Here is a 12,262-nt window from a genome sequence, read left to right as displayed (position 1 = left end):
CGCATCACAGGTCGGCCGGCAGTGCCGCGTGCAGCCACTTCTGCGACAGCGTGTTCAGCGTCCCGTTCTTCTTCGCGCCGGCGATCGCGTCATTGACCTTCTGCATCAGACGCGGCTCGTTCTTGTTCAGGCCGACGTGATCGGGCGAGCTGAACAGCGAGAACTTCTGCTCCGGATCGATCGACGGGTGGCGCGCGATGATCGTCGCGCCGACGTCGTTGCCGACCACGAGCAGCTGCGCCTGTCCCGACAGGAACGCCGCGATCGCGCCGTTCGGATCGTCGAAGCGCTTGATCGTCGCGTTCGGCGGGGCGACCTTGCTCACGCTCAGGTCCTCGAGCGTGCCGCGCGCGACCGCGACGGACTTGCCGGCGAGATCCGCGGTGCCCTTCACCGCGAGCGATTTCGGGCCGAATACCGCGAGATAGTACGGGGCATACGCATTCGAGAAATCGATCACCTTCGCGCGCTCCGGCGTCTGGCCGACCGACAGCAGCATGTCGGTCTTGCGGTCGGCGAGGTACGCCATCCGGTTGTCGCCGGTGACCTGCACGAGCTCGACTTTCGCATTGAGCGCCTTGCCGATCAGCGTCGCCATGTCGATGTCGTAACCCTGCGGCTTCATGTCGGGGCCGATCGAACCGAACGGCGGGTAATCCTCGAACACGCCGATGCGCACGACGCCCGATTTCGCGATCGTGTCGAGCGCGTCGGCATGAGCGAGCGGCGCGATGGCCGCGAGACCCGCCGTGCAGGCGCAGAAGAGGGCGGTGCGGGCGAACAGGCGTCGCACGAGACGGTGGGCTTGGGTCGATGCGTTCATGGTGAAGTCCTTGTTGCTGCGCTGGAGGGAGGGAAAGGGCATCAGGCGCCGCGTGCGGCGATCAGTTTGCAGGCATGCGCGGGCAGTTCGGCGGCGACCGGCATGCCGACGTGCAGGTCGGGCGTCTCGCGTGGCGTCGTCGCGGCCGTCAGCGTGAAGCCGCGGCAATCGATCGTCGCCTCGATCGATGCACCGACGTCGCGCACGAACGTGACCGTGCCGGCGAGCGTGTTCGGTGCGGACGGCGATACCGCGATCGGGCGCACGCACACGTCCTCGGGGCGAATCAGCAGGCGCACGGCGTCGTCCGCGCGCGGCGTGTCGGGCGCGCGCCGGATCGCGAGCCGCTGCCCGCCGGGCAGCACGATCGCGTCGTCGCCATCGCACGCGACCGGCAGGATGTTGCCGAGGCCGATGAAATCCGCGACGAATTCGTTGACCGGATCGCGATAGATGTCGAGCGGCCGGCCGACCTGCTGGATGCGGCCTTTCTCCATCACGACGATCTCGTCGGCCATCGTCATCGCTTCGCGCTGGTCGTGCGTGACCATGATCGTCGTGATGCCGAGCCGTTGCTGGAGCAGCCGGATCTCGACCTGCATCGCCTCGCGCAGCTTTGCGTCGAGTGCCGACAACGGCTCGTCGAGCAGCAGCAGGCGCGGCGAAGAGGCAATCGCGCGCGCGATCGCGACCCGCTGGCGCTGCCCGCCCGACAGTTGCGTGACGAGCCGGTCGGCCAGGTGCGGAAGCTGGATCAGCTCCAGCAGCTCCGCGACGCGCCGCGCCTGCGCGGCCTTGGCGGTCTTGCGCAGCCGCAGCGGATACGCGATGTTCTGCGCGACCGTCATGTGCGGGAACAGCGCGAGCGACTGGAACACCATGCCGAAATCGCGCCGGTTGGCGCTCACGTGCGTGAGGTCGCGGCCGGCGAACGTGATCGTGCCCGACGTCGGTGTCTCGAGGCCGGCGATGATCCGCATCAGCGTGGTCTTGCCGCAGCCCGACGGGCCGAGAAAGCAGACGAGCTTGCCGTCCGGCACGGACAGATCGACGTGATCGACGGCATACGCGTGATGGAAGCGCTTCGTCACGTTCTGGAGGGTGAGCTGGGTCATGGGGATTCCTTGGATGGGCGAAGGCGGAGCCGTACGCGCGTCAGAGCGCGACGCCCTTGTCGCCGACGAGTTTTTCGAGCATCCAGATCAGCGCGAAATCGATCGCGACGGTGAACACCGCGAAACAGAACACGGTCGGGTCGAGCGACGACACGGTGCGGCTGTAGAGCCAGACCGGCAGCGTCATCGTGTCGACGCTGTACAGGAAGAACGTCACGGTGAATTCGTTGAACGACACGATGAACGCGAACAGCATGCCGGCGAGGACGCCCGGGCGCATCAGCGGCAGCACGACATCGACGAACGCGCGGCGCGGGCTCGCGCCCATCAGGCACGCGGCTTCCTCGAATTCCGAGCCGATCGACGCGACCGACGCGACGCAGTTCTTCACTGTGAAAGGCAGTGTCAGGATCACGTGCGCGACGACGAGCCGCACGAACCCGAGCTCGACCGGCAGCGCGTTGAACACGAGCAGCAGCGCGAGGCCGAGCATGACGAGCGGATAGACGACCGGAAGTGCGACGAGCTGTTCGACCAGCGTCTTGCCGCGGAAGCGGTAGCGCGACAGCGCATAGGCGGCCGGCACCGACACCGCGGTCGCGACCAGCATCGTCGCGATCGCGACGACGAGGCTCGTCGTCAGCGCGGCGCCCATCGATTGGGCGCTACCCGCGTCGCCGGTCACGAAGGTCTGCCAGGCGGCGCGGTACCAGTGCAGGCTGAAATCGCGCGGCGGGAATTCGAGCGTGCCGGACGAGCCGAACGACATCGTGATCATCGTCAGGATCGGCATCGCGGCGGCGAACAGCACGAGCGTCGCGAGCGCGCCGGTCGAGCGGCTCAGGCGGCCGGGCAGCGGCGCGCGCGGCGAAAGGGCATTCATCGGGTCACCTCGTCATGTTGCACGGCGCGCACGAGGCGCTGGGACACGGCCATCACGACCAGCGTCGCACCCATCAGCACGACACCCGACGCCGAAGCGGCCGGCCAGTTCAGCAGCGGCGCGACCTGGTCGTGCACGAGCACCGCGAGCATCGGCACGCGCCGGCCGCCGAGCAGGAGCGGCACCGCGAATGCACTCGCGTTGTACGCGAACACGAGCAGCGCCCCCGACACGAGCCCCGGCATCGCGAGCGGCAACGTCACGTGCCGCAGCGTTTGCCAGCGCGTCGCACCGAGCGTCGCGGCCGCTTCGTCGTACGAGCGGGACACGGCGCGCAGCGCGCTCGACAGCGGCAGCACGGCGAGCGGGAATGCCGTCTGGATCAGCCCGAGCAGCACGCCGTGTTCGCGGTACAGGAGCTGCAGCGGCCGTTCGACGATGCCGGCCGCCAGCAGCGAGCGGTTGAGCAAGCCTGCCGGGCCGAGCATCACGAGCCAGCCGTAGCCCTGCAGCAGCAGGTTGACGAGCAGCGGCAGCAGTACGCCGGCGAGCATGAGTCGCCGCGCGAGCCGCGATTCGGCGCGCGCCATCGCCAGCGCGACGGGGATCGCGAGCAGCATCGCGCACACCATGCTCTCGAACGCGAGGCGCAGCGTGAGCCACAGCGAATGCATGAAGTACGGATCGGCGAGATCGGCGTAGTTCTGCAGCGTGAATGTGCGCCATTCGTCGCCCGGCGTACCGACGCTCATCCGCAGCACGGTGAGCGTCGCGGCCGCGAGCACCGCGAGGAACGCGAGGACCGGCGCGAGCAGCAGCCACGGCGGCACGCCGGGCCGCGCGGCGGCGGCCTGAGCGCCGCCGGCCTGGCCGGCGGCGACCGGCTCCGCGTGACGGGAGGAGGGCAGCGAGGCCATGTCGTCAGGCCGCGAAGAGGCTGGTATAGCGTTTGATCCACGCCGGCTGGACGGCCGCGAGGGCCTTGTCGTCGTGCAGGATGGCCTTCTCCGCGATCTGCTGCGGCGACGGCACGAACGGGCGGCTTTCCGCCGGGATCACGGCCTTCGCGTTCACCGGCCCGTTCAGCACGTCCGCCGCCATCCGGCCCTGCACGCCCGCGTCGAGCGTGTGGTTGATGAACGCATGGATCAGATCGAGGTCGCCGGGGTGCGCTTTCGGAATCACCGTGAACATCAGTTGCGTCGCGAAGCCCTCCTTCATCCCGTACGTCACGCCCATCTTGTAGTCGGGTTTGCGGATCTGGTCGGGGAAGAACGCGGGCGAATAGATGCCGCCGATGTCGAGCGAGCCGGTGCGGAACAGGTCGGCGATCTGGTTCGGGTTCTCGCCGAGCGTCATCACGCGATCCTTGAGCGCCGCGAGCTTGCGGAAGCCGGGCTCGATGTTCTGCTGCGAACCGCCGGCCAGCTTCGCGGCGACGATCGCGAGATCGACCGCCTCGGCCCATTCCGGCGGCGGCAGGAACAGGCGGCCCGCATATTTCGGATCCCACAGCGCTTCGTAGCTCGCGGGTGCGGTCTTGATGGTCGACGTGTTGTAGATCAGTCCGTCCGACCACAGCAGGTAGCCGATGCCGAACCCGTTCGCGCCCGTGCGGTACTGCGGCGCGACGTCCTTCAGGTTGGGCAGCCGGTTCAGGTCCGGCTTCGCGAGCAGGCCCGCGTCGGCGAGGCCCGCCGCGCCCACGCCGGCCAGCGTGATCACGTCGTAGGTCGGCCGCTCGCCGGCGGCCTTGACCTTGGCGACCATGCCCGACGTGCCGTCCGCACGGTCGGCGATCACGCGTGCGCCGGTCTGCTTGCTGAAGGTTTCCGCGATGTTGCGCAGCGCGGCCGCGCCGGTATCGTCAGACCACGTGAGCAGCCGAAGTGTCTTTCCCGCGAAACTGCTCGACTGTGCTTTCGCAGTACTGATGAATGGCATCGGAAGGGCGGATGCGGCGAGTGCCGTGCCGAGGGTTTTGATCACCTGCCTTCTGCCCGCCTTGAAGTGTTGCATGGCCGTCTCCTGATGAACGATGCCGGGTGGTTCGATGCCGGTCGCCGAACGGCGGCGCGGGGTGTGGATGAACTGTAGGGAGGTCAAATTTCCGCAACAAACGAAATATCCGCATGCGCGGCATGAGATAAACGCATGAGCCGGGCGGCCTCAGCGGGCCGGCATCATGACCTGCTTGATCTCCTGGAACGCAGCCAGCCCGAACGGACCGAGCTCGCGCCCGACGCTGCTGCGCTTGTAGCCGCCCCATGAGGTTTGCGGATAGATCAGCTGCGGTGTGTTGATCCACACGACGCCTGCCTCGAGTGCGTCGGCGACCCGCTTGCCGCGTGCCGTGTCGCGCGTGACGATGGTCGCGACGAGCCCGTATTCGGTATCGTTGGCGGCCGCGATCGCGTCGTCCTCGGTATCGAATGTGCGGACGCACAGCACCGGCCCGAAGATTTCGTCGCGCCACAGCGCGCTGTCGGTCGGCACGTCGGCGAACAGCGCGGGCCGGACGAAGTAACCGGGGCCGGCGGGCACGTCGCCGCCCGCCACCAGCCGCGCGCCGTCGGCGCGGCCTTGCGCGAGGTAGTGCTTCACGCGTTCGTATTGCGCACGGTTCGTCAGCGGGCCCATCTGCACGCCCTCGGCGAACGGCGGGCCGACGACGGTCGCGTCGATCCGCCGCGCGAGACGCGCGATCAGGTCTTCGGCGAGCGGCGCGGCGACGAGCACGCGCGAGGTCGCCGAACACATCTGCCCGGCGTTGAACAGGCCGCCGCCGGCGATCAGCTCGACCGCCTGGTCGGGATCGGCGTCGTCGAACACGACGATCGACGACTTGCCGCCCAGTTCGAGGCCGATGCCCTTGATCGTGTCCGCGGCGGCTTTCATGACCTGCGCACCGACCCCCGTGCTGCCGGTAAACGACACCTTCGCGACGAGCGGATGCGCGCACAGCGGGGCGCCGACGTCGTGACCGGTGCCCGTCACGACGTTCAGCACGCCGGGCGGCAGGCCCGCAGCGGCGGCGATCGCGGCGAGTTCGAGTTCGGGCAGCGGCGTGATCTCGGACGGCTTCAGCACGACGGTGCAGCCGGCTGCGAGCGCGGGCGCGAGCTTCCACGCCGTCGTCACCATCGGGAAATTCCACGGCACGATCAGCGCGGCGACGCCGGCCGGTTCGCGCCGGATCCACGCGCGGTGGTGATCGTCGGGTAGCGCGACCTCGGTTTCGCCGTCCATGTCGAGCCGTTCGGCGAGGCCGGCGTAGTAGTCGAACGTGGCGATCACGTCGGCGACGTCGATCTCCGCTTCCGCGAACGGCTTGCCGTTGTTGAGCGACTGCAGTGTCGCGAGCCGCGCGCGGTGCGCGTCGACGCCGCGTGCGATCGCGCGGAGCAGGGCCGCGCGCGCGGTGCCCGTCGTGCGTTTCCAGCGGGGAAACGCGCGGGCCGCGGCCCGGACGGCGCGCTCGACGTCCGCGCCGTCGCCGGCATCGACTCGCGCGAGGACCGCTTCGGTCGACGGATCGACGACGGGCAGCGTGGCGCCGCCGACGCCGGGTCCCCACACGCCATCGATGAGGAGCCCGGTATGCAGCGGCGGATCGAAACGAAACGCGGCGGCCGGACTCATGGCTGCACCTGACCGAACCACGCCGCTTCGTCGATCTCGATCACAGTCGGAATCGCGCGCGCGGCGGCGTCGCGCAACGCGGCGGCCAGTGCGGCGGGCGTCGCGGCCGCGTGCGCCGCGCAGCCGAAGGCGCGCGCGAGCGCCACGAAATCGGGCGCGTACGGATCGACGCCGACCGGCGTGATGTCGCGCGCGATCATGTATTTGCGGATCTCGCCGTAACCGCGGTTGTTCCAGACGATCACGATCACCGGCAGGCGGGCTTCGACCGCGCTCGCGAGCTCCGGCAAAGTGAACTGCAGGCCGCCATCGCCGATCAGGCAGACGACCGGGCGCGCCGGCGCGGCGAGCTTCGCGCCGATCGCGGCGGGCAGCCCGTAGCCGAGCGTGCCGTAGCCGGTCGACGAGTTGAACCAGCTGCGCGGCGCGGGCGCGTCGTGGGTGAAATTGCCGACGTAGACGGGGCTCGTCGAATCGCCGGCGACGATCACGCCCGGCAGCGTCGTGACGATCGTGTCGATCAGTCGCGCCTGCGCGCGCACGTGGCCGTCGTGACCGGACGCGATCTCGGCGCGCACGGCCGCCACGCGTGAGGCACCCCAGCCGGCTTCCGGTGTCGGCGCGGGTTTTTCGTGCAGACGGGTCGACAGCGTGCCGAGCGCGAGCCGCGCATCGCCGGCGATGGCGATCTCCGCGCGGGCATTGCGCATCAGCTGCTGCGCATCGATGTCGATGCGAATCAGCCGTCCGTCGATCGCGAAGCGACCGTCGAACGTGACGTCGTAATCCGTTTCGCCGAGCTCGGTGCCGACGGCGAGCACCACGTCGGCATCGCGGATCGCCGCGCGGGTGGCCGGCAGCGACTGGGTGGAGCCGATCAGCAGCGGATGGCCGGGCGGCAGCAGGCCCTTCGCGTTGATCGTCAGCGCGACGGGCGCGTGCAGGCGTTCGGCGAGTTCGCGCAATTCGGCTGCCGCCTGCACGGCACCGCCGCCCGCCAGGATCAGCGGCCGGCGTGCGTGGGCGAGCAGGTCCGCGGCCGCCGCGAGCGCACCGGCATCAGGCGCGGGGCGCGCGGGCAGCGCGGGCGGGGTGGCGGGCAGCGCGGGCGCCGGCATCACGATCACGTCGAGCGGAATCTCGATATGCACGGGCCGTGGCCGCGCGCTTTCGAAGACGGCGAATGCGCGCGCGAGGACCTGCGGCAGGTCGGCCGCGTCCAGCAGCGTGTGCGAGAACGCGGTGAGCCCCGCGAAGACGTTGCGCTGCGACGGCAGCTCGTGCAGACGGCCGTCGCCGCTGCCGAGCTCGCGCCGCGCGTTGACGCTCGAGATCACCAGCATCGGGATCGAATCCGCGTAGGCCTGTGCCATCGCGGTCGCGATATTGGTCATGCCGGGCCCGGTGATGATGAAGCAGACGCCCGGCCGGCCGGTGACGCGTGCATAACCGTCGGCCATGAAACCGGCGCCCTGTTCGTGGCGCGGCGTCACATGGCGGATCGACGACTCGGCGAGCCCGCGATAGAGCTCGACGGTATGCACGCCGGGAATGCCGAACACGCATTCGACGTCGTAACGTTCGAGCAGGCCGACGAGTGCTTCGCCGCAAGTGCAGGGGCGGGCAAGGGACGGTGCCGGCGGGGCCGTGCGGGCCGCGGCGATGCAAGGAAGAGGGACTGGGCGGTTCATGGATCGTGACGTGCCGATTGGGAGGGTGAATGGCCCGTACCGCAAACGAGGGGGCATGAAGCGGATTGTCGGCGTCGATCCGGGGCGCCAACAATCGATTAGTTTTCATGCCGCGCATGAGCGCCGTGCATGGCGGCGCCTGATCGCGGGGACGTCGTGATTCGTCGGATGAATGGCGTGCGCGGGCACGCAACCGGCGCGCGCTAGCGTTCGCGTTTCGTCTTGCGTGCCGGCCGTGTGTCGCCAATCCTCTCCTTCATCGCATCGATGAACGCCCGCACCTTCGGCGTGGGCAGCCGCGTCGACGGATACACCGCATGAATTCCGGCCGGTGCCGAGCGCCACGCGGGCAGCAGCCGCACGAGCCGGCCGGCCGCGACGTCGTCCGCGGTCGAGAAATCCGTCAGCAACCCGAAGCCGCCGCCCGCGAGCACGATCGCGCGGCATGCGGTCGCGGTGTTCGATACGACCGGTGCGGCACAGCGGACGGCCGCGCTGCCGCCGTTCGCGTTGTCGAGTTCGAGCGTGTGCGGGCGCGGCAGCGTCGACAGCATCACGAACGGCAGCGCGGCGAGCGCATCCGGATCGCGCGGCAGCCCGTGCCGGGCGACGAACGCCGGGCTCGCCACCAGCCATTTCTCGTACGTGCCGAGCTGCACCGCGCGATAGTTCGAATCGGCGAGGCGGCCGATGCGGATCGCGACGTCGAGATTGTCCGCGACGAGATCGACGACGCGGTCGTTCGCCACCAGTTCGACGTCGAGCCCCGGATGCCGGTCGCGCAACGCGACGACGGCCGGAGCGACGACCAAAGCGCCGTAGTCGATCGGCACGCTCACGCGCAGCGTGCCGCGCAGCGGCCCGGCGTCGGACGATACCGCGTCGAGCGCGGTTTCGGTCGCGCGCACGATGTCGCGGCACGCGTCGTAGAACACGCGCCCCGCATCCGTCACGCTCAGCCGCCGCGTCGTGCGCACCAGCAGGTTCGTGCCGACCTCGGATTCGAGGCGCTGCATGTGCGTGCTGACGACCGTCTTCGCGAGGCCGAGCCGCTCGGCCGCGGCCGTCAGCGAGCCGGCCTCGACCACCGCGACGAAGATCGCCAGCCGGTTCAGGTTCACGTCGCGCAGATCGGCCATCGTCGATTGTCCTATGAAAGAGGATAATGTTTCCGCGATTATCCGTCTTCTGGCGACGAACGGCGAGCGCTACGCTGGAGCCGTTCGTCGCCGATTCCCGGCGGCGCGAGAATCCGGAGTGTTTCCATGTCTGCCGCCCGCAAGCCTGCCTCGCCGATCCGCGTCTATTCGTTCCTGTTGTCCGGCCACGCGCACCGTGTCCGGTTGTTCCTGTCGCTGCTCGGGTTGCCGTCCAAAACCATCGACATCGATCTCGCGGTCGGCGCGCAGCGCGAACCGGCTTTTCTCGCGTTGAATCCGCTCGGGCAGGTACCGGTGATCGACGACGGCGGCACCGTGATCGCCGATTCGAACGCGATCCTCGTCTACCTCGCGAAGCGCTACGGCGACGCCCACTGGCTGCCCGACGATCCGGTCGGCGCGGCCGTCGTGCAGCGCTGGCTGTCGTATGCGGCCGGCCCGATCGCGTCGGGCCCGGCTGCCGCGCGGCTCGTGACCGTGTTCGGCGCGCAGCTCGATCCGGAGGCCGCCAAGCGTACGGCCGCGAAGGTGCTCGACGTGATCGATCGCGAGCTGGCCGTCAAGCCGTTCGCGGCCGGCGCGCAGCCGACGATCGCGGACATCGCCGCTTATACGTACATCGCGCACGCACCGGAAGGCGGCGTGTCGCTCGAACCGTATCCGCACGTGCGCGCATGGCTGGCGCGTATCGAGGCGCTGCCGGGCTTCGTCGCGATGCCGACGACGCGCGCGGGCCTGCTCGCCGCGTAACCTCCCCTTCAACCAGGCCTCGTCAGGAGCATGCGATGAACGCGCCGACCGCCGTCGTACCGGGTTGGGAACTCGACACCGCGCCGTTTCACGCGGGCGAGCTTGCCGTGCAGCAGCGCGCAGGCGTGACGGACGCGGCGGGTGCGGCCGGCCGGCGCGGCATCCGGCGCTTCATGCCGGACCAGCACCGCGCGTTCTTCGCGCAACTGCCGTTCTTCGTGCTCGGCGGCGTCGATGCGCACGGCCAGCCGTGGGCGACGCTGCGCGCCGGTGCGCCGGGTTTCGTCACGTCGCCGGACCCGCGCACGCTGCGCATCGCGGCGCGCGCGCTGCCGGGCGATCCGCTCGCCGGTACCTGGCAACCGGGCGCGGCGCTCGGCGGGCTCGGGATCGAATTCGATACGCGGCGGCGCAATCGCGTGAACGGCGTCGTGCGCGCGGTCGACGGCGATGCGCTGACGATCGCCGTCGAGCAGAGCTTCGGCAACTGCGCGAAGTACATCCAGGGCCGCAAGCCCACTTTCATCGCACGCGAAGCCGATGCGGCCGTCGCGCCCGACGTGTCGGACGCATTGAGCGACGCCGACCGCGCGCTGCTCGCGCAGGCCGATACGTTCTTCGTCGCGAGCGCGAACACGTCGGCGGAGGCGGGCGCCGCGCGCGGCGCGGACGTGTCGCATCGCGGCGGGATGCCGGGCTTCGTGCGCGTCGACGATGCGAACACGCTGACGACGCCCGATTTCAGCGGCAACCGCTTCTTCAACACGCTCGGCAACCTGCAGCACGATCCGCGCGCGGGGCTGCTGTTCATCGATTTCGACAGCGGCGACGTGCTGGTTGTCGCCGCGCGCGCGGAGATCGTGTGGGACGGGCCGCTCGTCGCGTCGTTCGACGGCGCGCAGCGTGTCGTGCGGTTCCATGTGCGGGAAGTGCGGCGCCTGCGTGCGGTGCTGCCGTTCCGGTGGTCGGCGGTCGAGCGCGCGCCGCAGTTCGCGGCGACGGCGGCGGCTTCGGCGGGCGCCGCGCAGGCGGTCCCGGTGCCGTCCGCCGTGCCTGCATCGGCACCCGCATGGCGGCCGTTGCGCATCGCGAAGATCGTCGACGAAGCGCGCGCGATCCGGTCGTTTCATTTCGAACCGGCGGATGGCGGCGTGCTGCCGGCCTACGAAGCCGGGCAGCACCTGACGCTGCGCGTCGCGCTGCCGGGCGGCGATGCGCCGGCGATTCGCAGCTACACGCTGTCGGATGCGCCGGGCGGCGCGCATTACCGGATCACCGTGAAGCGCGAAGGGCGCGTATCGGCGTGGCTGCACGATCATGCGCTGGCCGGCATGACGTTCGACGCGCAGATGCCGCGCGGCCGCTTCACGTTCGATCTCGCGAGCCCGCGCCCGGCCGTGCTCGTGTCGGCCGGCATCGGCATCACGCCGATGGTCGCGATGCTGCGCCGCGCACTGGCCGACGACACGCCGTCGCGCCGCGTGGTGTTCGTGCATGGCGCACGCGATGCGGCCGACCGGCCGTTCGCGGCGCAACTCGCGGCCATCGCGGCCGCCGACGCGCGCCTGTCGCTGCACTGGTTCGACAGTCATCCTGATGAACGCTCGGCCGCGCGGGCCGGCCGCATCGACGTCGCGCAGCTGAAGCGGATCCTGTCGTTCGACGACTACGACTTTTACCTGTGCGGGCCCGCGGCGTTCATGCGCGACCTGTACGACGGGCTGCGCGCACTGAACGTGCCGGACGAACGCATCCGCTTCGAGGCGTTCGGGCCGTCGAGCGTCTCGCGTCGTGTGGCGCGCGAGACGCTCGCGCGAGCGGTGCCGGGCGTGCCGGGCGTGCCGGTCGTGTTCCGGCGCACGGCGCGCGAAACCGCGTGGACACCTGCCGACGGCACGCTGCTCGAATTCGCCGAGGGGCAGGGCGTGGCCGTGCCGTCCGAATGCCGTTCCGGCGCGTGCGGCACCTGCGCGACGCGCGTGCTGTCCGGCGCGGTCGACTACGCGCAAGCGCCCGACGCGCCGGTCGAACCGGGCTGCGCGCTGCTGTGCGTCGCGCGGCCCGCGCCAGGCGCCGCGGAGCCGCTCGTGCTCGACCGCTGACGCACCCTGCGACACGCCGCCGCAGAGGGCCTGCTGCGCGAAAAGCGCGCGCAACTGCTTCTTTTTTCGGATGCCGGTCGGATCGACGATAGCGTC

The 12,262-nt window shown here is 70.0% G+C and carries 10 protein-coding genes; 2 read left to right on the top strand and 8 right to left on the bottom strand.

Features of this window, described 5'->3' with window-relative positions:
- Positions 1-4: 4 nt before the first annotated feature.
- The 8 genes from AC0KUR_RS02865 to AC0KUR_RS02830 form a co-directional block, all read right to left on the bottom strand.
- Positions 5-823 carry a transporter substrate-binding domain-containing protein gene (locus AC0KUR_RS02865; RefSeq protein WP_049035690.1) on the bottom strand — a complete coding sequence of 273 codons (819 nt, stop codon included), beginning with the start codon at positions 821-823 and terminating at the stop codon, positions 5-7.
- Positions 824-864: 41 nt separating this feature from the next.
- Positions 865-1,938, bottom strand: a complete 1,074-nt coding sequence (locus AC0KUR_RS02860) for an ABC transporter ATP-binding protein (protein WP_034185571.1) — start codon at positions 1,936-1,938, stop codon at positions 865-867.
- Between the two features lie 40 nt (positions 1,939-1,978).
- A complete protein-coding gene (locus AC0KUR_RS02855) occupies positions 1,979-2,821 on the bottom strand; it encodes an ABC transporter permease (RefSeq protein ID WP_473375317.1) in 843 nt (280 codons plus the stop codon).
- Positions 2,818-3,738 (bottom strand): ABC transporter permease, encoded by a 921-nt coding sequence (locus tag AC0KUR_RS02850; protein WP_069704541.1) that lies wholly within the window; start codon positions 3,736-3,738, stop codon positions 2,818-2,820. Before AC0KUR_RS02850 ends, AC0KUR_RS02855 begins: the two co-directional genes overlap by 4 nt.
- Positions 3,739-3,742: 4 nt before the next feature.
- Positions 3,743-4,840: an ABC transporter substrate-binding protein gene (locus AC0KUR_RS02845; protein WP_034185574.1), complete on the bottom strand. Its 1,098-nt coding sequence runs from the start codon at positions 4,838-4,840 to the stop codon at positions 3,743-3,745.
- A 150-nt stretch (positions 4,841-4,990) separates the two neighbouring features.
- A complete protein-coding gene (locus AC0KUR_RS02840) occupies positions 4,991-6,463 on the bottom strand; it encodes an aldehyde dehydrogenase family protein (RefSeq protein ID WP_226226895.1) in 1,473 nt (490 codons plus the stop codon).
- Positions 6,460-8,154 carry a 5-guanidino-2-oxopentanoate decarboxylase gene (locus tag AC0KUR_RS02835; protein WP_473375316.1) on the bottom strand — a complete coding sequence of 565 codons (1,695 nt, stop codon included), beginning with the start codon at positions 8,152-8,154 and terminating at the stop codon, positions 6,460-6,462. Before AC0KUR_RS02835 ends, AC0KUR_RS02840 begins: the two co-directional genes overlap by 4 nt.
- Before the next feature lie 203 nt (positions 8,155-8,357).
- Complete coding sequence (locus AC0KUR_RS02830) at positions 8,358-9,293, bottom strand: LysR family transcriptional regulator (protein ID WP_034185575.1); 936 nt, start codon at positions 9,291-9,293, stop codon at positions 8,358-8,360.
- Between the two features lie 126 nt (positions 9,294-9,419).
- Between AC0KUR_RS02830 and AC0KUR_RS02825 the strand changes: the two genes are divergently transcribed.
- The gene (locus AC0KUR_RS02825) at positions 9,420-10,064 is read left to right on the top strand and encodes a glutathione S-transferase family protein (protein WP_473375315.1); all 645 of its coding nucleotides are present in this window, start codon (positions 9,420-9,422) and stop codon (positions 10,062-10,064) included.
- Between the two features lie 35 nt (positions 10,065-10,099).
- The gene (locus tag AC0KUR_RS02820; RefSeq protein ID WP_473375314.1) at positions 10,100-12,166 is read left to right on the top strand and encodes a pyridoxamine 5'-phosphate oxidase family protein; all 2,067 of its coding nucleotides are present in this window, start codon (positions 10,100-10,102) and stop codon (positions 12,164-12,166) included.
- The last annotated feature ends 96 nt before the right edge of the window (positions 12,167-12,262 follow it).

This window comes from Burkholderia sp. YHN3-13 (assembly GCF_055810675.1).
The sequence above is the reverse complement of the archived record's forward strand: the minus strand, read 5'-3'. Positions and strand labels throughout refer to the sequence as shown.

Coding starts and splice junctions, on each gene's coding strand:
- AC0KUR_RS02845 (WP_034185574.1), bottom strand. CDS start 4,840: ATGCAACACTTCAAGGCGGGCAGAAGGCAGGTGATCAAAACCCTCGGC.
- AC0KUR_RS02860 (WP_034185571.1), bottom strand. CDS start 1,938: ATGACCCAGCTCACCCTCCAGAACGTGACGAAGCGCTTCCATCACGCG.
- AC0KUR_RS02835 (WP_473375316.1), bottom strand. CDS start 8,154: ATGAACCGCCCAGTCCCTCTTCCTTGCATCGCCGCGGCCCGCACGGCC.
- AC0KUR_RS02850 (WP_069704541.1), bottom strand. CDS start 3,738: ATGGCCTCGCTGCCCTCCTCCCGTCACGCGGAGCCGGTCGCCGCCGGC.
- AC0KUR_RS02825 (WP_473375315.1), top strand. CDS start 9,420: ATGTCTGCCGCCCGCAAGCCTGCCTCGCCGATCCGCGTCTATTCGTTC.
- AC0KUR_RS02840 (WP_226226895.1), bottom strand. CDS start 6,463: ATGAGTCCGGCCGCCGCGTTTCGTTTCGATCCGCCGCTGCATACCGGG.
- AC0KUR_RS02855 (WP_473375317.1), bottom strand. CDS start 2,821: ATGAATGCCCTTTCGCCGCGCGCGCCGCTGCCCGGCCGCCTGAGCCGC.
- AC0KUR_RS02865 (WP_049035690.1), bottom strand. CDS start 823: ATGAACGCATCGACCCAAGCCCACCGTCTCGTGCGACGCCTGTTCGCC.
- AC0KUR_RS02830 (WP_034185575.1), bottom strand. CDS start 9,293: ATGGCCGATCTGCGCGACGTGAACCTGAACCGGCTGGCGATCTTCGTC.
- AC0KUR_RS02820 (WP_473375314.1), top strand. CDS start 10,100: ATGAACGCGCCGACCGCCGTCGTACCGGGTTGGGAACTCGACACCGCG.